Genomic DNA, 25,775 nt, shown 5'->3' on the forward strand with positions numbered 1-25,775 from the left:
CGATGAACACCACTGTCCCCGTCATGTCATCCGCCGAACTGCGCCGCGCGCGCCGGATGACCGTTGGCCTCGCCGGCCTGATCTATCTGGCGGGATGGGCGATGGTGACGTTTCCCCTGCCGTTCAGTGACGCAGGTCCGATGCCGCCGTGGCCGGTGATGATCGACTACCTCCTGACCGTACCGGCCATCTATGCCTTCCTGCACCGCCGGGAACCGCGACGGGCCTTGCGCGGTGCGCTGGCTTTGGCGGGTTTTGGCTATCTGCTGGCGAGCTGGATCCTGCCGCCGCTCGCAGGTCCGTTCTGGGACACGCTGCGTGGTCTGCGCAACCTCAGCCTGGCGATCGGCGTTGCGATCGAACTTGGCATCCTCTTCCTGTTTTTCCGTGCGCTCGGCGGCCTGCGGCGGGCCGAAAATCCGGACTACGCGTTGACCGGCGTCGTCGAGAAAGTGTTTGGCCCCGGCTTCGTCACGCGCATCCTCGCTTTCGAACTGCGTATCTGGTTCATGGTGTTCGCACCGCCGCGCTGGAAATGGGCCTATCGGGGTACCCGCCATTTCAGCTACCACGCCAAGGATGCGAACCTGGCCAACCAGCAGGGCTTCCTGGTCCTGATTGCGGCCGAGCTCCCTGTGGCGCACCTGCTGGTTTCCCTGTGGAGCTCCCTGGCGGCCTGGATCTTCACCGGACTTTCCCTCTATTCGCTCGCGTTCCTGTTTGCGCATTACCGCGCGACGCAGCGCTGCCCGATATCCCTGGATGACAGGCAGCTCTACCTGCGCTACGGAATGTTCCTCTCCGAACAGGCCATAGCACTGTCGCAGATCGAGTCCATCACCCTGCACCGTGGCCCGGTAACACGCGACAGCACGCAGCTGCGCCTGTGCGAATCGGGCGACCCGAATGTCTGTATCCGCTTGCGCAGCCCCCAGGCGGTGGCGGGCCTGTTCGGCCGTGAGCGGCAGATTGAAATCATCTACCTGGGCGTCGACCAGCCGCACGCGTTTGTCAACGCCGTGCAGACAACGCTGGCGTCTACGGAATCTGTGCCGACGGCCGCTGTCCATACGGCACCCTTTACCTCCTGACGACGGAAAACCATGCGAACTGTCGCTGCCCTACTGATGATGCTCGCCGCACAGGCTGTTTCCGCCGCCACTGCCCGGGAGCAGCTGGATACCTTTGCCAAGGGGCTCCGTTCACTCTCCGGCTCGTTCCAGCAAACGGTGTTCGACGCGAACGACAAGCCCGGCAAGGAAACCCGTGGGACGCTCGCGCTTGAAGCACCGCGACAGTTCCGCTGGGACGTCAGTAAGCCCTACGCGCAGCACATCATTGCCGATGGCATGCACGTATGGATTTATGACCCGGATCTGGAGCAGGTCACGGTACGTAATCAGGGCATCGAGGAATCGCACAGTCCGCTGACGGTGCTGACCGATCTTTCACAGCTGGATCGCGAATACGTCGCCACCGAAGCCGGCGAGCGCGACGGGGCGCAGTGGCTGCGCCTGAAATCCAAGGCGAAAGAGGCCGATTTCGAGTATGCCGAGCTCGGCTTCACCACGGCTGGCCTGACGCGCATGGTGTTCAAGGACACGCTCGGCAATCGCACCGAAATCCAGTTCTCCGACTGGAAACGCAATGCGCCGGTGACGCCGGGTACGTTCACGTTCAAGCCGCCGGCGGGCGTGGATGTGATCGGCGAGGTCAAACCCGAAGCCGAAGTGCATCCCGTCAAGGACTAGCCGGCCCATGGATCGGCAGGGGTGGCTGCAGCAGGCGATGGCAGCATTGCAGCACGCGCAGCCGGCGCAGGCCGCTGCCCTGCTGAGGGAGGCGCTGCACGCTGATCCGACGGATGCGGAAGCGGCGCGGCTGTTGTCCGCCGCGCTGCTGGCAACGGGTGACGGCGAGGGGGCACTGCGGGTTCTGGACGAGGCCCTGAGCCACCGGCCGCAGTGGGCGCCGCTCCATGCCGCCCGCGGCGAAGTGCAGTCCCGCCTGGGGAATACCGCGGAAGCCGAAGCCGCTTTCGAAGCGGCGCTCCGGATTCAGCCGAACGACCGCGTTGCCTTGCGGTCGCTGCTGCGGCTCTGGTTGCAGCTGTCCCGTCCGGCGCAGGTACTCGAGCGCATCGACCGGACCTTCCCGCACGCGATTCCCCCGGATTTTCTGCGTATCCGCGCCGAAGCACTGATCGCCGCCGGGCGGGGCGATGACGCAGCGATGCTGTCAGCCGGATTTGGCGCGGACCGCTCGTGCCTGGCGGCTGACCTTCAGCTGGCGTTGTCACTGTCGCAGGCGCAGCAGGCGGGTGCAGCGGAATCCCTGGCGCGACGGTTGCTGCCGACACACCGGCCCGAGGCCTGGTTTGCGTTGGCGCGGGCGTTGCTGGCGCAGGACCGGCTGGGCGAGGCGGAAGCGGCGCTGGTGGAAGTCGTCCGTCATGCCCCCGGCCACCTGCTGGCGCAGGAGGATCTCGTGCAGCTGCGCTGGACCCGCAGCGGCGACCCGGCGATTGCCACGGCGGCACTGGACGAGGCGCTTCGGCGCGATCCGGCGTGCACGGCGCTGCTCGTCCACAAAGCGCGTTTGTACGACTATGCGCGCGGGCCGGAAGCCGCCCGGGCATTGCTCGCCGATGCCGCACGGCAGCGGCCGGACGATGCCCTCCTGGCCCAGGCCTGCGCGGAATTCGCGTTGAAATTTGATGCGGCTGTCGCGGTGCGCGACGCCGAGCGCGCCTGGCAGTTGGCGCCACAGCGCCCTGGCGTCGCCATTGCGCTGGCGGACGCCACGCTGGCCGCCGGACAGCCCGATCGCGCGTTGCGCCTGGCAACGGCCTTGCTGGCGCAGGATCCGGCCGACCAGCACGCACTGGCTGTACAGGCCGTGGCCCTGCGCCAGCTGGGGAAACCGGAATACGGCGAGCTCTACGACTACTCGCGGTTTGTTTCGGCAACATTGCTGGAGACGCCATCTGGCTGGAACCGTCTGGAAGACTATCTCGGCGATCTGGCTGGGGCCCTGCGCCGGATGCACTTGGCCAAGGCCCATCCGGTGGGGCAGTCCCTGCGGGGTGGCACGCAGACCCACCAGGAACTCGAAAAGAGCGAGGATCCGGCCATTCGTGCATTCTTCCAGGCGATTGACGGACCGATCCGGCGCCATCTCACGGCGATCGGGCCCGGCTCGGATCCACTCCGCCGTCGCTACAGCGAGAACTACGCGATCCGCGGCATCTGGTCGGTGCAGTTGCGCGCGAGCGGATTCCACACGAACCATTTCCACCAGGAAGGCTGGTTCTCGTCCGCGTGTTACATCGACCTGCCGCCCGCGATCTCGGACGACTGCCAGGATGGCTGGCTTCAGTTCGGGCAACCGGGCTATCCCACATCACCGCCGACAGGGCCAGATCATTTCATTCGCCCGCAACCGGGGCTGCTGGCGCTGTTTCCATCCTATTTCTGGCACGGCACGGTGCCCTTCACCGGCTCGCCGGACCACACGCGCCTGACCATTGCCTTCGACATCGTACCGGCCTGAAGCCATTGGTCGAGGCCGGGCCAGCAGCCCGGCGTGAGCGGTTATCATCGCCCCATGTCCCGCCGCAAACCCGCCAGCACACATGGATTGTTCGCCGAGCCGCAGGGTTTGAAGCCGCTGGCCGAACGCATGCGCCCGCGCAGCCTCGACGAAATCGTCGGGCAGACACGCCTGCTCGATCCGGGTAAACCGCTGCGACGCGCCATCGAGGCGGGGCACGTGCACTCGATGATCCTGTGGGGGCCGCCCGGTTGCGGCAAGACCACACTGGCCCTGTTGCTGGCGCGCTACGCCGAGGCCGAGTTCCGCGCGATATCTGCCGTGCTGTCGGGCCTGGCCGACGTGCGCGTGGCGCTGGAGGAGGCAGCCGCGAATTTTGCCCGGGGCGTGCGGACCGTGCTCTTCGTCGATGAGGTGCACCGCTTCAACAAGGCGCAGCAGGATGCCTTTCTGCCGCACATCGAGAAAGGCGTGATCCTTTTCATCGGCGCGACGACCGAAAACCCGTCGTTTGAACTCAATTCCGCCTTGCTGTCGCGCTGTCGCGTGCACGTGATGGAAGCCGTGTCGGCCACCGACATCCAGCGTGCGCTGGAGCGTGCGCTACACGATGCGGAGCGCGGGTTGGGCGGGATGGCTCTGCGACCGCATGCCGATGCGCTGGGCCTGATCGCCCAGGCCGCCGACGGCGATGTGCGACGCGCCTTGACCTTGCTGGAGATCGCCGCGGAGCTGGCCGATGGCGGCGTGATCGACGAGGTGACGCTGGCGCAGGTGCTGGCCGATCGCACCCGCCGATTCGACAAAGGGGGCGAACAGTTCTATGACCAGATCTCCGCGCTGCATAAATCTGTGCGCTCGTCCGACGCCGATGCGGCGCTGTACTGGGTCACGCGCATGATGGATGGGGGCTGCGATCCGGCTTACCTCGCGCGGCGGCTGACACGAATGGCGATCGAAGATGTCGGCCTGGCCGACCCGCGTGCCCTCAGCATGGCCCTGGAGGCCTGGAATACCTACGACCGGCTCGGTAGTCCCGAGGGGGATCTGGCTCTGGCGCAGGTGGCGGTGTACCTCGCAGTCGCCGCCAAGAGCAATGCCGTGTACGTCGGATTCAACGAAACGAAGGCCGAAATCGCGGCGAACGGTACTCTCGAGGTACCCGTTCACCTGCGCAATGCGCCGACCCGGCTGATGAAGAATCTCGGCTACGGTGCCGGCTACCAGTACGACCACGATGTTGAGGGCGGGGTAGCGCTAGACCAGCAGTGCCTGCCCGATGCCCTCGTCGGACGCCAGTTCTACCGGCCTACCGAGCGGGGGCTGGAAGGAAAAATCGCGGAGAAGGTGAACGCGCTGCGCCAGGCCCGCGAGGCGGCGCGTTCCGCATCGGCGGAGCCTAAGGGCCGGAGGTCGCGCGCATGATCGCGGCCTTGCGTTCCCTGCCAGCCACCGTCTGGTTGCTGGGCCTGGTCAGCCTGGTCAACGACACCGCCAGCGACATGATCTACCCGCTGGTGCCGCTGTATCTGTCCGGCGTGCTGATGGCGGGTCCAAAGGTCCTGGGCCTGATCGAAGGCGTCGCGGAGGCGGCTGGCAGCCTGCTGAAGCTGGTTGCCGGCGTGATGGCTGACCGTTTGCGCCGGATGAAGCCCTGGGTCGTGGCGGGCTACAGCGTGGCGGGATTGGCGCGTCCGATGATTGCGTTCGTCACGGGCTGGGGCGGCGTGCTGGCCTGCCGGTTCGCCGATCGTCTGGGCAAAGGGCTGCGCGCGGCGCCGCGCGACGCGCTGCTGACCTTGAGCGTGGATCCGTCGCGCCGTGGCATGGCGTTCGGCCTGCACCGCGCAATGGACAATCTCGGTGCCGTGGCCGGCCCGCTGGTCGCGGCGGGACTGCTGGCGGCCGGGTTTTCGCTGCGGCAGGTGTTCTTCGCGGCGATTCTTCCGGCGTTGGTGGTGATCATCCTCACCCTTGTCATCCGCGAGCCGTCGCATCCTCCGGTGCTCAAGACCCAGCCGTGGACCTGGCACCTGGGCGATTTTCCGCCGGCATTCCGGCGTTATCTGCTTGTGCTCGGGCTGTTCACCCTGGGCAACTCGTCGAACATGTTCCTGCTGCTACGCGCGCAGGAGCTGGGCCTCACCGCGAGCGAGATCCCACTGGCCTGGGCCGTGGTGTGTGGCGTGGCAGCGGTGCTGAGCACGCCGCTGTCGGCGCTGTCCGATCGCATTGACCGGCGCCGGTTGATCACCGGCGGCTGGGCGATCTACGCGGTGTTCTACGTCGTCTTCGGATTGCTGCCGCCCACACCCTGGCTGATCTGGCCGATGTTTGCGTTCTATGGCGTCTTCCTGGCGGCCACCGAGGGGGCCGAGAAGGCGCTGGTGGCTGATCTCGTGCCAGCCGAACGTGCCGGCACCGCCTTCGGTTGGTACAACCTGGTGGTCGGTCTGATGCTGCTTCCGGCATCGCTGGTGTTTGGCTGGCTGTGGAGCGACATCCAGCCGTTGGCGGCATTCGGCTTCGGCGGCGTCTGCGCCCTGGCGGCCGCGGTATTGCTGCGGGTCTGGGTGGCGCCTCCGGCGGGATCCAGGGCCATCGGATGACGCCGTATCTGCGTGGCATCCTGTGCATGCTGGGTGCGGTCGCTGCGTTCTCCTTCATGGACGCAGGCCTCAAGGCATTGTCTGCGCACTACGGTGCGATGCAGGTGGCAGCGCTGCGCGGCCTGGCGTCCTGGCCGCTCATCGTCCTGTGGTCGGTCGCCAATGGCGGTGTTGGCCAGCTGGTGCGGGTGCGCTGGCCCTTGCACCTGCTCCGAGGGGCGTTGTCAGTGGCGATGCTGTCGTCGTTCGCCTACGCCCTGCGCTACCTGCCGATGACCGAGGCGTATTCACTGTTTTTCGTCGCCCCGCTGATGATCACCGCCCTGGCCGGACCCATGCTCGGCGAACGGGTGGGCTGGCGCCGATGGGTGGCGATCGGCGTCGGACTGGGCGGCACGCTGGTGATCCTGCGGCCGAGCGGCGAGGGTATGCTTTCGTTGGGCGGTGCCGCCGTGCTGGTGTCGGCGGCGAGTTATTCGATTTCCGCGATCACCGGCCGCATTCTCGGACGCACCGACAGTACGCCCGCGATGATGTTCTGGATGATCACATTGCTGTGCGTGTTCGCGACGGCGTCGGCGCTACCCGATTGGAAGCCGGTCCTCGCGCAGGATGTCTGGTTGCTGGTCGGCGTGGGACTGAGCGGTACGCTGGGGCTCTACGGCATCACGGAAGCGTTCCGGTTGACGCCGGCGTCCGTCGCTGCGCCGCTGGAGTACACCGCACTGGCCTGGGGCCTGCTGTTTGACTGGCTGTTCTGGAGCACCCTGCCCGAGGCGCGAATGGTGACTGGCGCAGCGATCATCGTGATTGCAGGCCTGTACCTGCTCAAGGGGGATCGCGGTCACGAGGGTTGACGGTGCACAAGCTACCTGGCGCAGCCGCTGGCGCAGGTCGCGCCAGCGGCTGTAGTGGCGCGGTGCCGCGCGCCGGCGGAAGACCAGGATCAGCGCACGTCGTGCGCGATGATCTTTTCCGGTTCCTGCAGGAAGTTGCCCTGTACGAAGTTGACGCCACAGCTGAACAGGATCGACATGCTGGCCGCGTCTTCCACGAACTCGGCGACGGTGAGCTTGCCCGCGTGGTGGGCCTGGTCGCACAGCTCCTTGAGTTTTTCCTGGTTTTCCTTGTGCTTGGGCAATTCGGCCATGTAGCTGCGGTCGAGCTTGAGATAGTCGACGTCGATATGCTTGAGCAACTGGAAGGAATTCAGGCCTGACCCGAACTGCTCCAGGGCGAAGCCGCAGTGCAGTTGCTTGAGGCCGTGGGCGAAGGCGCGTGCCGGCTTGAGGTTGGTGACGACCTTGCTCTCCGGCATCTCGAAGACCAGTGCATCGCCGCGCAGGCGCGCATTCTTGAGCTGCTGCGCCACCCACGGCAGCAGGGTCTGGTCTTCGAGCGACTGTGGGGTCAGCTTGATGAAGAACGTGGTCTTGTTGCCGGCGCGTTCGCGTTCCACCAGGGCCTTGATGGCGTGCGCGATGACCCAGCGGTCGATCTGCGGCATCAGTCCGTGCTGTTCGGCGATCGGCAGGAAGAAGTTCGGCGTGATTTCGCCCTTGGGCCCCTGCATGCGCAGGAGAATCTCGAAGAACTCGCCATCGGCGCCATGCAGGCTGATGATCGGCTGGTTGAACAGGACGAAGCCGTTGTTGGCCAGGGCGTCCTGCACCAGCTTGAGCCAGTGGCGCTGCTTTTCTTCCGCGGCTTTGTCCTGTGCCGCCGGATCGAAAATGTTGATGCGGTTGACGCCTTCGTTCTGCGCCGCGCGCAGCGTGGTATTGGCCTGGCCGAGGATGGCCTGGGCATTGGCGTTCTTTTCGCTGATCAGCGTGCCGCCGATGCTCATCGTGACGCTGATCGACTGCTTGCCGATATCGAAGATACGGTCTTCGAACGCCTTGCGCAGCGTCTCGGCGACCTTCTTGGATGATTCGTGATCGCGATCGATCAGCAGCACTGCGAACGTGTGGTCCGCGAAACGGGCGGCGACGTCCACCTCGTTGAGGTGGCGGCGCATCAGGTTGGCCAGGTCGCCCAGGAGCAGGTCGGTGTTGCCGATGCCGATCGTGTCGAGCACCTGCTTGAAGTTGTCCGGTTCCAGCAGCAAGAGGGCGCGGTCGCTGCGGCCGCCGGCCGCATGGGCGATCGCGCGGTCCAGTTCGAGCAACAGGTGCTGGCGGTTGAACAGGTCGGTGACGAGATCCTTCGAGCGCAGGGCGTCGAGTTCTTTCTCAAGTTCCGGATTGGCAGTCTGCTGGCGGAAGATGATCTGCTGGCAGGGCTCGCCCTCGTAGCTGGCCTCGGCGAACTCCATCACGGCATCGAAGGTGGAACCGTCGCCGCGCTGCGCCTTGAGGTTCAGCTTCTGCGGCGGTTTCTCGCCCTTGGAGAGCTTCTTGAGCAGGGTCTTGAAGTCGTCGGCGTCGTCGGGGGCGATCATGTCGAGGATCGACATGCTTTCGATGTCCTCGAACTCGTCGTAGCCGAACATCTCCAGGTAGGCCTTGTTCGCACGCACGTGCATGCCTTCGTGCACGTAGGCGATCGGGTCGCGCGAGGAGTCGAGCAGCGATTCGCAGCGGCGTTCGGTTTCGCGCAGCGCCGATTCCAGCCGGCGCACGCTGCGACGCGTGTGCAGCGCTTCAAATTCGCGCTTGACGATCATCTGGGTGTGATCGGGGCGGCTGCGCAGCGCCACGGCGCGCGCGCCTTCGCGGAAGGCGTTGACGATCTGCTCTTCGTTCGGCGCCACCGCGCTGGCGATGATGGCGATGTCCTTGCCGGTGCGGTTGGCGCTGTCGGCCACCTGACCCAGTTGCAGGGACTTCGCGCCGAGATTGACCAGGATCAGGTCGGGAGTCTGCTGTGCGATCTGGTCTTCCAGCTCTGCTTCGTTGCTGGCCCGGGCCGGCCGTACGGCGATGCCACCATTGCGCAACATGCTGATCTGCTGTTCGGCGTCTTCGACCGAATCTTCGATCAGCAACAACTTGATGACACTATCCTGTTTAGTCATGGGCTCGGGCGCAGGGGAAAAGGAAGCAGGCGGTCAGGTGACGCCGGGAGAGATCCCATGGACTGGAGCCGCATCCGGCGCATTTCATTCCTTGTTGTATTGGCGACTTGACGGATCAAGCGACCGCTCATCGCCGTTTTTACCGGATTCATCCGGTCATTTCCACAGGAACGGCGCGGGATCGAGGAAATCGTCACACCGGACTCTTCGAGGCTTCGCCGGGGATTTCGCGGACCAGCCGGGGCACAAGATAGCCCGGCAGCCGTTCACGCAGCGTCTCCACCAATGCCAGGGCCCGCTCGTCGTCGACCTCGAAATGGGCGACGCCCTGGACGCGGTCGAGCTGGTGCAGGTAGTAGGGCAGGACCCCCTGCTCCAGCAGGCGCTCGGACAGCTCCGACAGCACGTCAGCTGCGTCGTTGACCCCGCGCAGCAGCACGCTCTGGTTCAGCAGGGTGACGCCGGCCTCGCGCAACCGGCGGCAGGCTTCGGCTGTCGCGCCGTCCAGCTCGTTGGGGTGATTGACGTGCAGCACCAGCACCTTCTGTTGCGACAGCGAGCCCAGCCAGCCCTGCAGCGCCGCATCGACGCGTTCGGGCAGCACCACCGGAAGCCGCGTGTGAATGCGCAGGCGACGGACGTGTGGCGCCGCCGCCAGGCCGTCGGTCAGCTCTGTGAGTTTCGGCGTGGAAAGCGACAAAGGGTCACCGCCGGAGAGGATGACCTCGGAAACGCCGGCGTCTGCCACGACCGCGGCTATCGCCGCCTGCCAGCGATTCGCGGCGGCCGTTTCGTCGGCGTAGGGAAAGTGGCGCCGAAAGCAGAACCGGCAGTTCACCGCACACGATCCGGTGGCAATCAGCAGGGCGCGGCCTTGGTATTTCTGGAGCACGCCATGCGCACTGCGGGCCGCCATGTCGCCAACGGCGTCGGTCACGAACCCCGGTGATTCCAGGAGTTCCGCCGCGACCGGCAATACCTGCAACAACAGCGGGTCGGCCGGGTCGCCCGGACGCATCCGGGCGATGTAGCCGCGCGGCACACGCGTGGCAAAACCCGTGTCGCGTACCGGCAACAGACGCTCCGCCTGGTTTTCCAGGCCCAGCAGTCGCAGCAGCTCCAGCGGGTCGGTGACAGCCTCGCGCCACAGCTGCTGCCAGCGGCCGGACGGGGACCGTGGATCGGTCGGCTGCGCGCCAACGCGGTTCGGGGTTATCATTGCGAGCTAGGTTCCGGATTTCCGGGCAGTCCACCATTGTAGCCGCTGTGCAGCGGCGAATCAGTTTCCAGGAGTGACACATGGCCAGCTATGGCATGAACGATGTCAAGAACGGCATGAAAATCATCGTCAACGCAGAGCCGTGCGTGATCACCGATACGGAATACGTGAAGCCGGGCAAGGGCCAGGCCTTCACCCGCGTCAAGTACCGCAACATCAAGTCCGGCCGCGTCGTCGAAATGACGATGAAGTCGACCGATTCGGTCGAAGCCGCGGACGTGATGGACACCGACATGGAGTTCCTCTACTCCGACGGCGAATTCTGGCACTTCATGCACCCGGAAACCCATGAGCAGGTAGGTGCCGATGCCAACGCGATGGCGGATGCCTCCAAGTGGCTCAAGGGCAATGAAACCTGTGTCGTCACCCTGTGGAATGGCGCGCCGCTGACCGTGGCCGCGCCGAACTTCGTCGAACTGGAAATCACCGAGACCGACCCGGGCGTCCGTGGCGATACCTCGGGCGGCGGCGGCAAGCCGGCCAAGCTCGAGACCGGCGCCGTGGTGCGCGTTCCGCTGTTCGTGGCGCAGGGCGAAAAGATCAAGGTTGATACCCGCACCGGCGAGTACGTATCGCGCGTCAAGTGATCATCGCCGCGGTTTACGCCACGCCGACGCACGCCGCGTTTGCGGCGTGGCGGCCGCGAGTCCTCGAGGGGGAAACCGGATCATCGGTTTCCCCTTTTTCGTATCCGGCATCTGCCGGCATGGCGTTGCAAGGGAGTAGAGCGTGAGCCAGACAGAAAAACGCGCCGTCGACACCATCATCGGTGCCCGCTGGGTCGTTCCGGTCGAGCCCCATGGCGTGGTGCTGGAAAACCACGCCGTGGTCATCCACAAGGGGCAGATCCTCGCCCTGGTGCCCCAGGCGGAAGCCGCCGCGGCCTATGTCGCTGCGCAGAACGTAGCACTGGACGAACACGTGCTGATGCCGGGCCTGGTCAATGCCCACACGCACAATCCGATGACGCTGATGCGCGGGATTGCCGACGACCTGCCGCTGATGACCTGGCTGACCCAGCACATCTGGCCCGCCGAGGCGAAGGCGATCAGTCCCGAGTTCGTCCGCGACGGCGTCGAGCTGGCCATAGCGGAAATGGTGCGCGGCGGCACCACCTGCTGCAACGAAAACTACTTCTTTCCCGACGTACAGGCAGCAACCTACCGCCGCCATGGATTCCGCGCCATGGTCGGCCTGCCGATCATCGAATTCCCCAGCGCCTGGGCAAAGACGTCCGACGAATACTTCGACAAGGCCCTGGGCGTCCACGACGAGTACCGCGATACGGCGCTACTCGGAACGGCCTTTGCGCCGCATGCGCCGTACACCGTGAGCAACGCCAGCTTTGAGCGCACCCGGCTTTTGTCGGACCAGCTGGACATGCCCGTGCATGTCCACGTCCACGAAACCGCGCAGGAAGTGGAGGATTCGCGTCGAGACCACGGCGTGCGTCCGCTGCAGCGTTTACAGGGGCTGGGCATCGTCAATGATCACCTGATCGCCGTGCACATGACCCAGCTGACCGACGCCGAAATCGAGCTCTGCGCGGAAGCGGGCGTTTCCGTGGTGCATTGTCCCGAATCCAATCTCAAGCTGGCCAGCGGCTTCTGTCCGGCCGAACGGCTGCGGCGCGCCGGCGTCAACGTCGCCATCGGCACCGACGGCTGCGCCAGCAACAACGACCTGGACATGTTCGGCGAAATGCGCACGGCCGCCCTCCTGGCCAAGGGCGTTGCCGCAGATGCGAGCGCCTTCGACGCTGCCAGCACACTGCGCGCCGCCACCCTGGGCAGCGCGCGCGCGCTGGGCTGGGGCGACCGCATCGGCTCGCTGGAGGCCGGCAAGGCGGCTGACCTCGCGGCAGTCCGTCTGGATGCGCTGGAAACCCAGCCCGTTTTCCACGTGATCTCGCAGCTGGTCTACGCCTGTGGCCGCCACCAGGTCAGTGACGTGTGGATCGCCGGCGAGCGCAAGCTCTCCGGCGGTATTCTCGTGGACATGGACAGCGCGGACCTGCTCGCCCGCGCCCGCAGCTGGCGCAACCGCCTGGCGGCGTTCGACTGAGCCGCAGGCCGGCAACAACACCAATGTTCCGAGGCAAGTCATGAAACCATCCGCGACAAATGTGGATCCCGCCGAAACCGCCAAATTCGATCGCCTGGCGCACCGCTGGTGGGATCCGGACGGCGAATCGCGACCCCTGCATGACCTCAACCCGGTACGCCTGGCCTATGTCGCCGAGCGCGTGGCCCTGCGCGGCGCCCGTGTCCTCGACGTGGGCTGTGGCGGCGGCCTGCTCAGCGAGGCCTTGGCCCGGAGCGGCGCCGACGTTACCGGCATCGACCTGGCTCCCAACGTGCTCGACGTGGCACGCATGCACCTGTTCGAGTCGGGCCTTTCGGTCAACTATCGCCAGATCAGTACGGAAGACCTCGCGCGCGAGGCGCCTGGTTCGTTCGATGTCATCACCTGCATGGAGATGCTCGAGCACGTGCCTGACCCGGACAGCGTCATCCAGGCCTGCGCCACGCTGCTCAAGCCCGGTGGCCGGTTCTTTGCCTCCACTCTGAACCGCACGCCACAGGCCTTCGCCGTGGCGATTCTCGGCGCCGAATACGCCTTGCGCCTGTTGCCCCGCGGCACGCACCACTACGCCCAGTTCATCCGGCCCAGCGAGCTGGCGGCCTCCCTGCGACGCGCGGAACTGGAACTGGAAGACGTCAGCGGCATGGACTACAACCCCTGGACGCGCCGGGCGAAGCTCACGCCCACCGTCTCGGTCAACTATCTGGTCAGTGCAGGAAAACCCGCATGAAGCTGTTCGGTCGCGACCTCGATGCCGTGCTGTTTGATCTGGACGGTACCCTGGTCGACAGTGCACCTGATCTGATCCACGCCATACAGCGCCTGTGCGTCGCACTGGAACAGCCGGCCGCCGATGCGGAGGCGGTGCGCGCAGTGGTTTCCAAGGGCGGCCGTGCGATGCTGCAGAAAGGCCTGCCGCACTATGATCCGGACCAGCGGGAGGCCTTGCTGGAACGCTTTCTTGCGATGTACGCCGAGAACATCGCCGAGCATTCACGCCCCTACGCCGGCGTGGAGAGCCTGTTGCGGGCGATCGAGCAGCGAGGCGCGCGCTGGGGCATCGTGACCAACAAACCGGGCTGGCTGGCGCGGCCGCTGGTGCAGCAACTGGGATGGTCGGCACGGGCAGCCTCCCTGGTGAGCGGCGATTGCCTGCCCGTCAAGAAGCCGGATCCGGCGCCCGTGTTGCACGCCTGCGAGCTGGCTGGTGTCCGGCCGGAGCGCTGCGCCTATGTCGGCGATGATCTGCGCGATATCGAAGCTGGTCGTTCCGCTGGCATGCTGACCGTGGCGGCTGCCTGGGGCTACCTCAATGGCGAAGATCCCGCCACCTGGGCCGCAGACCTGGTTTCCCGCAGTGCTGACGAGCTGACCCGGGCCCTGAGTCTGGCCGCCGCATGACGGAAACCGCCATCGACAGCTTTGTCGCCAAGTTGGTCCAGGCGTATCCGGAATTGCCCGTCGCGCGCCTGTTCTTGAGCGCCGCACTCCGCGAACGCACTATGGCAACCGAGTGCCTGTTGCACGAATTGATGCAGACCACCTTGCACGTGCACGAACCGGTTGTCGTCGGCACGAAACTGCGCTGGTGGCAAGAGGAATGCGAACGCCTGAACGCGAGGCAGGGGCGCCATCCCATCAGTCTGCCGCTGCAGGAAAGCGCGGCCACTATCGACGTTGCTGCCTGCGCTGACCTGGTTCTGGTGGCGATGTCCCGCCATTCGGCGCCGCCGCCGGCGGATTTCGCCGCGCAGCGGGCGCAGGTCGAACCGGTGTTCACCGCATTGGCGGATATCGAAGCATCTGCGTTGGGCCAGCGCATCGACACGGGGGCAACTGCGCGCGCGCGCGGCCTGTCGTATCTGTTCCGCGAAACGGCCCGCGCGCCGGTGGCAGAGGACGATGATCCCCTGGGTTTGCCGCTCAACCGTCTGGCGCGGCACCAGCTGACGCGCCCGGCCCTGCGCGAGGATACCGTGGCACGCAACGATGCCTGCCGCGAGCAGCTGGCGGACCTCGCCTCGGCAATGGATGCGCTGGACGTGGGGCGCTGCAGCTATTTCACCCGATTGCGGCTGCGCATGGACCGGCGGCGCATTGCCGCCATATTGAAAGCACCAAGGCCCTTTCCCGCGGCCTGGGAACAGCTCAACCGTTCGCCACTGTCAGCAGTGTGGACGGCCTGGCGCGAAGCGCGCCGCTAGCCAGCGCGCAGTACGCAAGGCGAAGCCCGTTCTGCGGGTTCCGCCTTGCGTCTCATTCCCGCGGGATCAGGCCTTGTCGCCGCGGACCTTGGCCAGTCGCAGCCAGGTATCGACCACGGTATCCGGATTGAGCGACACCGATTCAATGCCCTGTTGCATCAGCCATTCGGCCAGATCCGGATGGTCCGACGGGCCCTGGCCACAGATGCCGATGTACTTGCCCTTGGCGCGCGCCGTCTGGATCGCCATGGACAGCAGCTTCTTCACCGCGGCGTTCCGCTCGTCGAACAGGTGCGCCACGATCGCCGAGTCGCGATCCAGGCCGAGGGTGAGCTGGGTCAGGTCGTTCGAGCCGATGGAGAAGCCGTCGAAGATCTCCAGGAACTCGTCCGCCAGCAGGGCATTGGACGGCAGTTCGCACATCATGATGAGCTTCAGTCCATTTTCGCTGCGACGCAGGCCGTTCTGGGCCAGTACGTCGATCACCTTCTGACCCTCTTCCACGGTGCGCACGAACGGAATCATGACCCAGGCGTTGGTCAGGCCCATCACGTCGCGCACTTTCTTCATCGCGCGGCATTCCAGCGCAAAGCAGTCGCGGAACGACGGATCGACATAGCGGCTGGCACCGCGGAAGCCGATCATCGGGTTTTCCTCGTGCGGTTCGTAGCGCTTGCCGCCGATCAGGTTGGCGTATTCGTTGGACTTGAAGTCCGACAGGCGCACGATCACCGGGTGCGGTGCGAACGCCGCCGTAATGGTGGCGATGCCCTCGGCCAGCCGGTCCACATAGAACTCGACCGGATCACCGTAGCCGGCAATGCGCTCGTCGATCAGCCGGCGGGTATCGGCATCCTGGCGCGTGTACTCCATCAGCGCCTTCGGGTGCACGCCGATGTGACTGTTGATGATCATCTCCAGGCGCGCCAGGCCCACGCCGCCGTGGGGCAGCATGGCGAAATCGAAGGCGCGTTCCGGATTGGCGACGTTCATCATGATCTTCAGCGGCGCCGGCGGCATCGCGCCGAGGTCGGCCGTGACACGCTCGAAATCCAGCAGGCCGTCGTAGATGAAGCCCGTATCACCTTCGGCGCAGGAGACGGTCACCGAGGCGCCATCGGGAATCGTGTCCAGCGCATTGCCGCAGCCGACGACGGCGGGAACGCCCAGTTCACGCGCGATGATGGCGGCGTGGCAGGTGCGTCCGCCGCGGTTGGTGACGATCGCGGCGGCGCGCTTCATCACCGGTTCCCAATCCGGATCGGTCATGTCGGCAACCAGGACGTCACCCGGCTGCACGCGGTTCATGTCGGCCAGCGAGCGGATCACGCGCGCCGTACCGGCGCCGATCTTCTGGCCAATGGCACGACCTTCCGAGAGCACCGGGCCCCGGGCGCGCAGGTGGAAGCGCTCGATCTGCGTGGCGTGGGCACGCGATTTCACCGTTTCCGGACGCGCCTGCACGATGTACAGCTTGCCGGTGATGCCGTCCTTGGCCCACTCGATATCCATCGGGCGGCCGTAGTGGCGCTCGATCACCAGGGACTGTTTCGCCAGTTCATGCACGTCCTCGTCGGAGATGCAGAAGCGCGCGCGCTCGGTGGCTGGTGTCTCTTCGATCTTGACGCGCTCGCCGGGCACCGAGGAATAGACCATGCGCTGCTGCTTGGCGCCGATCTGGCGCCGCAGGATGGCCGGTCGGCCTTCGCCCAGCGTCGGCTTGTAGACGTAGAACTCGTCCGGATTCACCGCGCCCTGCACGACCATCTCGCCCAGGCCGAAGCTACCGGTGACGAAGACGACGTCGCGAAAGCCCGATTCGGTATCGAGGGTGAACAGCACGCCGGAAGCGCCGACGTCCGAACGCACCATCAGCTGCACGCCGGCCGAAAGGAACACGTCTTCGTGCTTGAAGCCATGGTGCACGCGGTAGGCGATGGCGCGGTCGTTGTAGAGCGAAGCGAAAACTTCTTTCACCTTGTGGATGACGTCGTCTTCGCCGCTGACATTGAGGAAGGTTTCCTGCTGGCCGGCGAACGAGGCATCCGGGAGGTCTTCCGCCGTTGCCGAGGAGCGCACGGCGACCGAGACATCGGTGCCGCCGGCATCGGCGCACAGCTGCCGGTAGGCGGCGCGTACGGCCTGGTCGAACTCGGGGATCAGCGGGGTTTCCACGACCCAGCCGCGGATCTGCGCGCCGACCCGGGTAAGCTCGTCGACATTGTCGACGTCGAGCGTGGCCAGGCGATCCTGGATGCGCTGGGCGAGGCCGCTCTGGGCGATGAACTGCTGGAACGCATGGGCGGTGGTGGCGAAACCGCCCGGCACGGAGACGCCCAGCTTCGAGAGGTTGCCGATCATTTCGCCCAGGGACGAGTTCTTGCCGCCCACCTTGCCCAGATCGGCAAGACGCAGGTTGTCCAGCCAAAGCACGAGATCGCTCAAAGGATGTCTCCGGATTGCAAGTAGAAAAGGCGTGCAGCGGCCGGCCTGGACACCGGACCGCGCAGTAACGGCAAGTAGCCGTCACCGGGCACCGCGGCCGGGGCCGGGCAGCCGTGCGATCGAACAGGCGTCAGGGCAGAGCGCGAATCAAGAACGCAATTTTCGGGGTTCCCAGGCGCCGAGACAAGTTGTGCAGTGCGGCAACGCATCGTTTGGCCGGGTTTGGCGCGTCGCCGGACGGCGAAGTACCATCCGACGCTTCGCGCGTGCCGGGGATGCCCGGTGGCGGCCAACCAGGAATCCATCATGCGCAGGACGATCTTCTACGTTTCCGACGGCACCGGCATCACGGCCGAAACCATCGGCCATTCGGTCCTGACGCAGTTTGACGGCATCGATTTCGACACCTTCCGCATTCCGTTCGTCGACGACGATGTCAAGGCACGTGCGGCCTGCCTGCGCATCAAGACCTCCTACGCGCAGACCGGCGTGCGGCCGATCGTCATCAATACGGTGGTCGATCCGTCGCTGACCGAAATTCTCGCCGGCAGCGGCGCACTGATGGTCGACGTCTTTGCGCCCTTCATCGGTCCGCTGGAGCTGGAGCTGGGCACGCCGCGCTCGCGTCACGTCAACAAGGCCCACGGCCTGGTGAACTTCGCCGAGTACGAAGCGCGTATCAATGCGACCAACTACGCCTTGTCGCACGATGACGGTGTTGCAACGAACTATGCGGATGCGGAGATGATCCTGGTGGGTGTGTCGCGTTCCGGAAAGACGCCGACCTGCCTCTACATGGCGCTGCACTACGGCGTGAAGGCCGCGAATTACCCGCTGACCGACGACGATCTGGAAAAGCTCGAATTGCCGGCGCGATTGAAGCCCCACCGGAACCGGCTCTATGGCCTCACCATTGACGCACAGCGCCTGACACAGGTGCGTGAAAATCGTCGTCCGGGCAGTCGCTACGCGACGCTGGATCAATGCCGCTGGGAACTGGCGCAGGCCGACAAGTTGTTCCGTCGCGAAGGGCTGCCCGTGCAGAACACCACGCATACCTCGATCGAGGAGATTGCCAGCAAGATCCTCTCGGCCCTGGGCATCGAGAAACACATGTTTTGATTTGTACAGAAGATCGCGCCGATTTGCGCCGGCCAGGGACGAGCCGATGGCCGCTTCGTCCGTGAGGTTTGTTAAATCGCGATAACGCAGCGGGGCGCGGGGCGCGGAAAACGGCCGGAAACAGGGGATTTCGCGGGAATTCGCGGATTCCCGCGACGGGAAGCCCATCGTAACAGGCTCTTTTGTGATCGGGCAGTCTGGTGGCGAAAAAAGCCGCTGTTATGATCACAGCCATGACGTACGTTGCCGAAAGACCGCTGAAACTGCTGCCTGGCCGCTTCGCCTATCTCATGGGGCTGTATGCGGAAAACTACCAGCGTCTGGCACGTATTTTTTCACCGCAGCGGCTGTCGCCCGGCACGTATTTTTCCTCGATCGAGGACGGCCTGGATATCCGCCTGGATCTGATCGAGCAGCACCGCTACACCGTGGAGCTGCGGCTCAACTATTGCTTCATCGATTCGGCGACGGGCGAACTGTCGCCCTCGGCGTGGCTGCGGATGTACCAGGATGCCCACCTGGCAGAGGCCACGCATTGCCACCCGGGGCGCCACCTCATCGATGTGCTCGGTCCGTATCCTGCGGCGCACACCGTGCTGCAGCATCGCCTGCGCATGAATGCCTTCCTGACGCGCTGGCTCGAATACCTGGCCGAACAGGGGCATTCGATGGCGACGCTGCGTCGCGCGGGTTCCGATACGCCGATCGCACTGCTGCCGCCCATCGATGTGACGGTCCGCTGAGTCACTTTCGATTCCGACATTGAGAGAGAACGGGCGTGGGCGCGCAGCGCGGCGTGCAGATCGCTTCGTCCGACCGCGCACCAAAGCAGTTCCATTAATTCAGGCTCGTCGAACGATGGAGGAGATCCGTTGCGGACTCTCTTGCGCCGCAATCGATCGTCCTGTGCAGTCGTCACTCGCGAAAATGTGGGGGCACCGTGCAGTCTGCGCGACACGTTGGGTCGGACGATCAATAGGCACAAAAAAGCCCGCACTAGGCGGGCTTCTCTGTTAGCTGGCGGAGTGGACGGGACTCGAACCCGCGACCCTCGGCGTGACAGGCCGATATTCTAACCGGCTGAACTACCACTCCATAAACGCGTCGGTATCCTTTCCGACAATTGCTCCAACTTTCACTTTGGAGCGACCGCTCCTGCGGTCTTTTGAGTTTGGCGTCCCCACGGGGATTCGAACCCCGGTCGCCACCGTGAAAGGGTGATGTCCTAGGCCTCTAGACGATGGGGACGTAAACCTCTCTAACTTGGTTGAACAACAGTATGAAACTTGGTGGAGCCAGTCGGGATCGAACCGACGACCTCTACAATGCCATTGTAGCGCTCTCCCAGCTGAGCTATGGCCCCCTTGCGGAGAAGCGAAATAATATTCAGCGAGCTCGGGTACGTCAACCCCTTTCATCGATTTTTTTTCGCGAGGCATTCGATGAGGCATCGAATGCCGGCCGACGTGCCGGGGCGCGGATGATGCCACAACGGATTCGTCATGCCGACTTGTCTCGTGCACGGGGCTCGGTTATTACCGTCGCATGCACGGCATCGGCTTCTTGCAGGACCTCGCGGTCATCATGGTGGTCGCAGGCTGCACAACAGTGATCTTCCACCGGCTGCGCCAACCGGTGGTGCTCGGCTACATCCTCGCCGGCCTGCTCATCGGCCCTCACACGCCACCCTTCATGCTCATCACGGACGAGTCGACCATTCGCAATATTGCGGATCTGGGCGTCGTGCTGCTGATGTTCTCGCTGGGGCTGGAGTTCAGCCTGCCGCGATTGCGCGAAGTCGGCATCGCCGCACTCGCGGCCACTGGCGTGGAAGTCATGTTGATGTTGTGGGCCGGCTACGAACTGGGTCGCTGGTTCGGCTGGCGCACGACCGATGCCTTGTTCCTGGGCGCGATGATGGCGATCTCTTCGACCATGCTCGTGATCCGGGTGATCAACGAATCCGGACGCAAGCACGAGCAGTTTGCGCGACTGGTCTTCGGCATCCTGGTGATCGAGGACGTGTTCGCGATCGCGCTGATCGCAGTGCTTTCGGGTATTGCCATCAGCGGCACCATTGAACCGGGCCAAGCCGTCGAGACCATCGGCCGGCTTAGCCTGTTTACTGTCGTTGCACTCGTGCTCGGCCTGCTGTTGCTGCCGCGGCTTGTCGACTACGTGGCATCGTTCGGTCGCAGCGAGATGCTGCTGGTCACCGCCCTGGGCATCTGCTTCGGCGGCAGCCTGCTGGCGGCCGCCGCCGGGTTCAGTGTCGCGCTCGGTGCGTTCATTGGTGGCGCTATCGTGGCGGAAGCGCAGTCGGTCAAGCGGGTGGAGCGCCTGATCGAACCCCTGCGTGACATGTTCGGCGCGCTGTTCTTCGTGGCGATAGGGCTACTGATCGAACCGCGCCTGTTGTTTGAATACGCCGTGCCGGTGTTGCTGGTCGCAACCTTCGTCATCGTGGGCAAGACCCTCGCATGCACCTTTGGCGGGCTGGTTGCCGGCAACGACGGGCACGTCAGCCTGCGCGCGGGCCTGAGCATGGCGCAGATCGGCGAGTTTTCGTTCGTCATTGCCGCGCTAGGGCTCAGTCGCGGCGTGACCAGCGACTTCCTGTATCCCATTGCGGTGGCGGCCTCGGTGCTGACGGCGTTCGTCACCCCCTACCTGGTGCGCTCTTCCGACCGGATCGCAGACGTCGCCAACGCCGCGCTGCCGCGCAAGGTGCGCGGGCTGATGGCGGCCTATGCAAACTGGATCGCGGGGCTCAAGCCGGTCGAGGAGAATGTCGCCATCGCGCAAATGCTGCGAAGGCTGGTTGTGCACATTGTGATAAACATGGCGCTTGTGGTCGCCGTGTTCCTCGCGGCCGCCTGGGTCAAGCCGCGCATGTTGCAGTGGTTCCCGCAATGGACGGCCGGCGACACGATCCGGCGCAGCGTGTTGTGGTCCGCGGCCCTGGTGGTGGCGATGCCGATGCTGATCGCCGCTTACCGTAAGGCAGACGCTCTGGGCATGGTGCTGGCCGAGCTTGGCATTCGCGAGGGAGCGGCTGGTGCGCGCACCTACGCGCTGCGGCGGGTGCTCGGAAAGATGATACCGCTCGCCATGCTGGTGATCCTGGCGCTGCTGGTCATGGCATTGGGGTCGGCCATCCTGCCGTCGCATGAAGTGCTGATCCTCCTGCTGGCCGGAGCCAGCGCCCTGGCCGCGTTCCTGTGGCGCTCGTTTGTCCAGGTCCACGCCCGGCTGCAGGCCGCGTTGCGCGATGTCATGCAGTCCGGGCGCGAAGGGGAAAATTGAGGCAACGCAGTCCGTAGCGTGTATATTTGTCGTCGTCGTGCGGCCTGCCGCACACACGGAGGCAGCGGCCGGCATGGTTATGCGTCCTTGCGGAGGAATGTGGCGCTGGATCGCGGTGCAGATCGCGCCGGCCGCGATTCCTGGCACCGCAATGGCCGCCGCCGGCGATGTGCTGCCCGACTCCGGTAGTCCCTGGTCGGTCGTATTGGCCTGCGCCCTCGCGACGGTCGTCGGGGTGGGCACGTATGCGGTGATCTCATTCCGTGGCAAGGCGCGCATGCAGCGCCGTATCGCCGAAAGCCTGCGCGCCCAGAACGACATCCTGCACAACCTCGCCGAAGGCGCGCCGCGCGTCGACGTGCTCACCGCCGTTGATGCACTGCTGCACCAGTATCTGCCCCGGGCGCATATATCGGTGCGCTACGACCTGCCTTCCGGTCCGGTGCAGTGGCCGATACCCGCCAACGAGTACGTCCAGCTGCTGCATGCCACGCTGGCCGCGGTGGATCTGAAGGTCGACCAGGAAAACGCCCTCTCGCTCTACGATGAAGGTGGCGGCCTCCGGTTGGGGGCCGAATTGCGCGCCCGGCTGATCACCGCCGGCTACGGAACCCTGTGGGTCGAGCCCCTGCTGGATACGAACCGGCAGCGGCGCGGCGAGGTGGTGCTCGCATTGCCGCAGCGCATGGCGCTGGCTGCCGGCGACCGTGTGGTGGCCCGTGCCGCTGCGGCGGCTGTCGGGCTGGTGCTGCAGCGTGACGCGACGCGCGAAGGTCTGGAGCAGGGCCGCGAGCTGTACCAGTCGCTGGTGGACAACCAGCCGGACGCGGTTCTCCGCCTGGACGAGCACGGCCGGATCGACGCCTCTAACGAAGCGGCGCATATCCTGTTCGGCCGCAGCGCGGAAGAGCTGGCCGGCATGCTGCTGGCGGACCTGATGGAACCCGCCGTGGCTTTTATCCTGCCGATGCGGATTGCTGCGGCCCTCAAGGGGCGCGCCCAGGCGATCGACGCCACGGCGCCGCGTGCGGGATCGCGCCCGCGCGAGCTGGAATTGACCCTGATCCCCCTGCGGGAGGGGTCCAACGCGAGCGGCCTGTTCGCCGTGGCACGCGACCTCACCCGCTTCCGCGCCTCGGAGCGCGCCCTGCGCCGAACCTATGAGCTGTCGCTGTTGCTGCGCGACCAGCTGATCGAGCTCAACCAGATCGCTATTGCTGCCGCGGCCCTGGTGCACGTGGATCAACTGGTCGACTACCTGGCGGTCTCGATGCGCCGTCTGGCGCGCGTGCGCATCGTGCGCATAGCCCTGGATCCGCGGGCGGACGGCCGCGGGCGCAGCGAGCCTTATGTGCACACGGTGGGTGATGGCGAGATCCAGGCCGACCTGCTTCCGGATTCCCTGCGCCAGTCGGCACGCCAGTGCACCGAGCCGACCCGCCGGTCTATGGTCGAGTTCGCTGCCGCATTGGGGGAGTCCGACACCGGCGAGGGAGCGCCGCGCACCTGGCTGGGCCTGGCCCTGGTCGACGACTCGGGCAGCGTGGTCGGTACCCTGGAATGGTTCGACAAGCACGATGATGAATTCAGTGACGACGATGAAGTCCTGGCCACGCAGTTCGCGCGACTGACCACGGCCAACCTGCAGCGGACACGACTGGTCGGCTACCTGCGTGACGCCGAGAACAGCGTTGCGCACCAGCTGGCCTTCGTGCGCGCCATGGCATCGAGCGTGGGCGAGGGGTTGTATGCCATCGACCAGCAGGGGCGGCTGAATTTCATCAACCAGGCCGCCGAGCGCATGCTGTCCCTGGACCCGGGATCCCTGCGCGAGGTGGATGCCGAGCGCCATTTCCTGCCGCCCGGTGCGACGGATGTCGGCCCGGGCATGCGTGCCCTGCGGGAGGGCAGCAGCATCACGGCCGAGCACGTGGAATTTATCGACCGGCAAGAGCGGCGCTTTCCCGTCGACCTTGTCGCTGCCCCGCTCAACCTGGGCGGGGAGGTCGTCGGCGCCGTGGTGGTGTTCCGCGATATCAGCGACCGGTTGCGCGCCGAAGAGGAACGGCTCGAACGCGATCGTTTCTTTGAGCTGTCTGTCGAGCTGTTCATCATTATCGATGCGACCGGGCAATTGCTCCAGGCGAATGCGGCCGTGATCCGCCAGTTCGTTCGCCCTGGAACAGCGCTGACCGCCATGAACTGGCGCGAAGTGGTTCATCCGGACGACGTCTCGTCCACTGACGCGGTAATGGCGCAGCTGCTCGCAACGGGGCGGCTGGAAGGCTTCGTCAATCGCTGGGTCGACGTGGACGGCCGCGTGCATTGGTTGGAGTGGGCTGGTTCCTTGTCGCCGGACCGGCGGATTTTCGCCGTCGCCCGCGATATCTCGGAGCGACGTCGCTACGAAAGCGAGCTGGCGCGCTACGCCACGCATGACAGCGTCACCGGATTGCCGCGCATCGAGCAGGTGGAGGCGTACCTGGTGTCGACCCTGGCGTCGGCGGCGCAGCGCGGTGGCCGCGTCAGCGTGTTCTACATCGACCTGGATCGCTTCCACGCGATCAACGATTCCCGCGGGCACGGCGTGGGCGACGACGTCCTGCGCACCATCGCCGAGCGGCTGAGCAAGGCAGCCGGCGAGCAGGGAAGGGTGACGCGCATCGCGGGCGACGAGTTTGTCATCGTGCGTGTCGACGAAGGCGAGGGGCCGGACCAGCACGGGCTCGGCGAAATCTTTCGCGCCGCCGTCGAAGTGCCCATTGCCGTGGGCGACACGCACATTTTCCTGACCTGCAGCGTCGGTGTGAGCTGTTTCCCGGAGAACGGCACGACCCCGCGCGACCTCATTCGCCAGTCCGAGGCAGCGATGACGCGCGCAAAGGACGAAGGCCGCAACGTCGTGGCGGCGTTCTCCAATGATGAGCAGCAGGCCCTGCGGGACCGGCTCGACCTCGGCACGCGCCTGCGCGGGGCGATCGACAATCGCGAGCTCACCTTGCATTTCCAGCCGCAGATCAGCGCCCACAACTGGCAGGTGACCGGCGTCGAGGCGTTGGTGCGGTGGAATAGTCCCGAGCTGGGCATGCTGCTGCCGGGCCGCTTCATTCCGGTGGCCGAAGAGCTCGGTGTCATCGTCGAGCTCGGGCAATGGGTGCTGCAATCGGCCTGCCGCATGGCCAAGGAGTGGCTGGATAGCGGACTGGCGGATTTCGTCGTTGCGGTGAATGTGTCGTCACTGCAGTTGCAACGCCCGGAATTTCTCGAGCACGTGCAGTACGCGCTGGAGGTTTCGCGGCTGCCGCCGCGCTATCTGGAGCTGGAGCTCACCGAAAGCATGGTCATGGCGCATGTGGACCGGGTCATCGGCTCGATGCGTTCGCTCAAGGCGCTGGGCGTCAGCCTGTCACTGGACGATTTCGGTTCCGGCTACTCCAGCCTCAACTACTTGCGCCGGTTTCCGATCGACAAACTCAAGATCGACCATTCCTTCGTGCACGATATCGTGACAGACCCGGGCTCAGCCGGTATCTGCCGCGCGGTGATCGCCCTGGGCCACCAGCTCGGCATGATGGTCAGTGCCGAAGGCGTGGAAACCATCGGCCAGGCATCGTTCCTGCGCCGGAATGAGTGCGACCAGTTCCAGGGCAACTATTTCAGCCAGCCCTTGCCCGCGCAGCAGGCCTTCGAGGTATTGCGCCGGCGCTACCTGCGCCAGGAGGAACTTGGCGGCACGATCGAGCCGCAACGCGTTCCTGACACGCTGTTGCTGCTGGACGACGAGGAGAACGTCATTCGTGCGCTGGTGCGGCTGCTGCGGCGCGACGGCTACCACATCCTGACGGCGACATCGGCCAAGCAGGCCTACGACCTTCTCGCCAGCCAGCCTGTTCACGTGATCGTTTCTGACCAGCGCATGCCCGATATCAGCGGCACCGATTTCCTGGGACGAGTGAAAGATCTCTACCCGGATACCGTGCGCCTGATCCTGAGCGGCTACAGCGATTTCGCATCGCTGACCGAGGCGCTGAACAAGGGAGCGGTCTATCGGTTCGTCGCCAAGCCCTGGGACGATGAAGAACTGCGCCGCACCATCCGCGAGGCGTTCCGGATCAGCGAGTCGCGTCGCGAACCCAGTGCGGGAGCGGCGTAGA

Annotated in this window: 18 protein-coding genes and 3 tRNA genes; 15 read left to right on the top strand and 6 right to left on the bottom strand. The window is 65.3% G+C overall.

What is annotated here, in order from left to right:
- The first annotated feature begins 2 nt into the window (after positions 1-2).
- Genes N4264_RS10460 through N4264_RS10485 form a run of 6 tightly spaced genes read left to right on the top strand, consistent with a single transcriptional unit; the run spans position 3 to position 7,018 of the window.
- A complete protein-coding gene (locus N4264_RS10460) occupies positions 3-1,091 on the top strand; it encodes a hypothetical protein (RefSeq protein WP_261696976.1) in 1,089 nt (362 codons plus the stop codon).
- Between the two features lie 12 nt (positions 1,092-1,103).
- A complete protein-coding gene (gene lolA / locus N4264_RS10465; protein WP_261696977.1) occupies positions 1,104-1,751 on the top strand; it encodes an outer membrane lipoprotein periplasmic chaperone LolA in 648 nt (215 codons plus the stop codon).
- Positions 1,752-1,758: 7 nt separating this feature from the next.
- Positions 1,759-3,552 (top strand): tetratricopeptide repeat protein, encoded by a 1,794-nt coding sequence (locus tag N4264_RS10470; protein WP_261696978.1) that lies wholly within the window; start codon positions 1,759-1,761, stop codon positions 3,550-3,552.
- A 54-nt stretch (positions 3,553-3,606) separates the two neighbouring features.
- The gene (locus N4264_RS10475; RefSeq protein WP_261696979.1) at positions 3,607-4,977 is read left to right on the top strand and encodes a replication-associated recombination protein A; all 1,371 of its coding nucleotides are present in this window, start codon (positions 3,607-3,609) and stop codon (positions 4,975-4,977) included.
- A complete protein-coding gene (locus N4264_RS10480; protein ID WP_261696980.1) occupies positions 4,974-6,161 on the top strand; it encodes an MFS transporter in 1,188 nt (395 codons plus the stop codon). Before N4264_RS10475 ends, N4264_RS10480 begins: the two co-directional genes overlap by 4 nt.
- The gene (locus tag N4264_RS10485) at positions 6,158-7,018 is read left to right on the top strand and encodes a DMT family transporter (protein ID WP_261696981.1); all 861 of its coding nucleotides are present in this window, start codon (positions 6,158-6,160) and stop codon (positions 7,016-7,018) included. Before N4264_RS10480 ends, N4264_RS10485 begins: the two co-directional genes overlap by 4 nt.
- Positions 7,019-7,107: 89 nt before the next feature.
- On the opposite strand, the gene N4264_RS10490 is transcribed toward N4264_RS10485, so the two are convergent.
- Together N4264_RS10490 and epmB are read right to left on the bottom strand one after the other, a co-directional pair.
- Entirely contained in the window at positions 7,108-9,180 is a 2,073-nt protein-coding gene (locus tag N4264_RS10490; protein WP_261696982.1) for an EAL domain-containing response regulator, read from the bottom strand.
- Between the two features lie 193 nt (positions 9,181-9,373).
- Complete coding sequence (gene epmB, locus N4264_RS10495) at positions 9,374-10,399, bottom strand: EF-P beta-lysylation protein EpmB (RefSeq protein WP_261696983.1); 1,026 nt, start codon at positions 10,397-10,399, stop codon at positions 9,374-9,376.
- 80 nt (positions 10,400-10,479) lie between these two features.
- On the opposite strand from epmB, the gene efp reads away from it, so the two are divergent.
- The 5 genes from efp to N4264_RS10520 all read left to right on the top strand — a co-directional run bounded on the left by efp (position 10,480) and on the right by N4264_RS10520 (position 14,748).
- The gene (efp, locus tag N4264_RS10500) at positions 10,480-11,046 is read left to right on the top strand and encodes an elongation factor P (protein WP_261696984.1); all 567 of its coding nucleotides are present in this window, start codon (positions 10,480-10,482) and stop codon (positions 11,044-11,046) included.
- A gap of 142 nt (positions 11,047-11,188) precedes the next feature.
- Positions 11,189-12,523 carry a TRZ/ATZ family hydrolase gene (locus tag N4264_RS10505; RefSeq protein ID WP_261696985.1) on the top strand — a complete coding sequence of 445 codons (1,335 nt, stop codon included), beginning with the start codon at positions 11,189-11,191 and terminating at the stop codon, positions 12,521-12,523.
- A 40-nt stretch (positions 12,524-12,563) separates the two neighbouring features.
- Positions 12,564-13,274 (top strand): bifunctional 2-polyprenyl-6-hydroxyphenol methylase/3-demethylubiquinol 3-O-methyltransferase UbiG, encoded by a 711-nt coding sequence (gene ubiG, locus N4264_RS10510; RefSeq protein ID WP_261696986.1) that lies wholly within the window; start codon positions 12,564-12,566, stop codon positions 13,272-13,274.
- A complete protein-coding gene (gene gph / locus N4264_RS10515; RefSeq protein ID WP_261696987.1) occupies positions 13,271-13,945 on the top strand; it encodes a phosphoglycolate phosphatase in 675 nt (224 codons plus the stop codon). Before ubiG ends, gph begins: the two co-directional genes overlap by 4 nt.
- Positions 13,942-14,748 carry a hypothetical protein gene (locus N4264_RS10520; protein WP_261696988.1) on the top strand — a complete coding sequence of 269 codons (807 nt, stop codon included), beginning with the start codon at positions 13,942-13,944 and terminating at the stop codon, positions 14,746-14,748. The genes gph and N4264_RS10520 overlap by 4 nt, the downstream gene beginning before the upstream one ends.
- A gap of 66 nt (positions 14,749-14,814) precedes the next feature.
- Here N4264_RS10520 and ppsA read toward each other — a convergent pair whose 3' ends face one another.
- Positions 14,815-17,193 carry a phosphoenolpyruvate synthase gene (gene ppsA / locus N4264_RS10525; RefSeq protein WP_261696989.1) on the bottom strand — a complete coding sequence of 793 codons (2,379 nt, stop codon included), beginning with the start codon at positions 17,191-17,193 and terminating at the stop codon, positions 14,815-14,817.
- Between the two features lie 306 nt (positions 17,194-17,499).
- Here ppsA and ppsR point away from each other — a divergent pair, with 306 nt between their 5' ends.
- Together ppsR and N4264_RS10535 are read left to right on the top strand one after the other, a co-directional pair.
- Positions 17,500-18,315, top strand: a complete 816-nt coding sequence (gene ppsR / locus N4264_RS10530; RefSeq protein ID WP_261696990.1) for a posphoenolpyruvate synthetase regulatory kinase/phosphorylase PpsR — start codon at positions 17,500-17,502, stop codon at positions 18,313-18,315.
- 233 nt (positions 18,316-18,548) lie between these two features.
- Entirely contained in the window at positions 18,549-19,058 is a 510-nt protein-coding gene (locus N4264_RS10535) for a DUF1249 domain-containing protein (protein ID WP_261696991.1), read from the top strand.
- Between the two features lie 275 nt (positions 19,059-19,333).
- Here N4264_RS10535 and N4264_RS10540 read toward each other — a convergent pair.
- The 3 genes from N4264_RS10540 to N4264_RS10550 form a co-directional block, all read right to left on the bottom strand.
- Positions 19,334-19,410 (bottom strand) — tRNA-Asp (locus N4264_RS10540).
- A 77-nt stretch (positions 19,411-19,487) separates the two neighbouring features.
- A tRNA-Glu gene (locus N4264_RS10545) sits at positions 19,488-19,563 on the bottom strand.
- Positions 19,564-19,602: 39 nt separating this feature from the next.
- Positions 19,603-19,678: transfer RNA gene (locus tag N4264_RS10550), tRNA-Ala, on the bottom strand.
- Between the two features lie 182 nt (positions 19,679-19,860).
- On the opposite strand from N4264_RS10550, the gene N4264_RS10555 reads away from it, so the two are divergent.
- Together N4264_RS10555 and N4264_RS10560 are read left to right on the top strand one after the other, a co-directional pair.
- Positions 19,861-21,621, top strand: coding sequence for a cation:proton antiporter (locus N4264_RS10555; RefSeq protein ID WP_261696992.1), 1,761 nt, complete (start codon positions 19,861-19,863; stop codon positions 21,619-21,621).
- 97 nt (positions 21,622-21,718) lie between these two features.
- Complete coding sequence (locus tag N4264_RS10560; RefSeq protein WP_261696993.1) at positions 21,719-25,774, top strand: EAL domain-containing protein; 4,056 nt, start codon at positions 21,719-21,721, stop codon at positions 25,772-25,774.
- Position 25,775 lies beyond the last annotated feature (1 nt).

Origin of the sequence: Tahibacter amnicola (assembly GCF_025398735.1) — a bacterium.
In the GTDB taxonomy this organism is placed as follows: Bacteria; Pseudomonadota; Gammaproteobacteria; order Xanthomonadales; family Rhodanobacteraceae; genus Tahibacter; species Tahibacter amnicola.

What these genes read in the sequence shown, in the direction of transcription:
- N4264_RS10460 (WP_261696976.1), top strand. Translation starts at nt 3, where the DNA reads ATGAACACCACTGTCCCCGTCATGTCATCCGCCGAACTGCGCCGCGCG.
- lolA (WP_261696977.1), top strand. Translation starts at nt 1,104, where the DNA reads ATGCGAACTGTCGCTGCCCTACTGATGATGCTCGCCGCACAGGCTGTT.
- N4264_RS10470 (WP_261696978.1), top strand. Translation starts at nt 1,759, where the DNA reads ATGGATCGGCAGGGGTGGCTGCAGCAGGCGATGGCAGCATTGCAGCAC.
- N4264_RS10475 (WP_261696979.1), top strand. Translation starts at nt 3,607, where the DNA reads ATGTCCCGCCGCAAACCCGCCAGCACACATGGATTGTTCGCCGAGCCG.
- N4264_RS10480 (WP_261696980.1), top strand. Translation starts at nt 4,974, where the DNA reads ATGATCGCGGCCTTGCGTTCCCTGCCAGCCACCGTCTGGTTGCTGGGC.
- N4264_RS10485 (WP_261696981.1), top strand. Translation starts at nt 6,158, where the DNA reads ATGACGCCGTATCTGCGTGGCATCCTGTGCATGCTGGGTGCGGTCGCT.
- N4264_RS10490 (WP_261696982.1), bottom strand. Translation starts at nt 9,180, where the DNA reads ATGACTAAACAGGATAGTGTCATCAAGTTGTTGCTGATCGAAGATTCG.
- epmB (WP_261696983.1), bottom strand. Translation starts at nt 10,399, where the DNA reads ATGATAACCCCGAACCGCGTTGGCGCGCAGCCGACCGATCCACGGTCC.
- efp (WP_261696984.1), top strand. Translation starts at nt 10,480, where the DNA reads ATGGCCAGCTATGGCATGAACGATGTCAAGAACGGCATGAAAATCATC.
- ubiG (WP_261696986.1), top strand. Translation starts at nt 12,564, where the DNA reads ATGAAACCATCCGCGACAAATGTGGATCCCGCCGAAACCGCCAAATTC.
- gph (WP_261696987.1), top strand. Translation starts at nt 13,271, where the DNA reads ATGAAGCTGTTCGGTCGCGACCTCGATGCCGTGCTGTTTGATCTGGAC.
- N4264_RS10520 (WP_261696988.1), top strand. Translation starts at nt 13,942, where the DNA reads ATGACGGAAACCGCCATCGACAGCTTTGTCGCCAAGTTGGTCCAGGCG.
- ppsR (WP_261696990.1), top strand. Translation starts at nt 17,500, where the DNA reads ATGCGCAGGACGATCTTCTACGTTTCCGACGGCACCGGCATCACGGCC.
- N4264_RS10535 (WP_261696991.1), top strand. Translation starts at nt 18,549, where the DNA reads ATGACGTACGTTGCCGAAAGACCGCTGAAACTGCTGCCTGGCCGCTTC.
- N4264_RS10555 (WP_261696992.1), top strand. Translation starts at nt 19,861, where the DNA reads ATGCACGGCATCGGCTTCTTGCAGGACCTCGCGGTCATCATGGTGGTC.
- N4264_RS10560 (WP_261696993.1), top strand. Translation starts at nt 21,719, where the DNA reads ATGTGGCGCTGGATCGCGGTGCAGATCGCGCCGGCCGCGATTCCTGGC.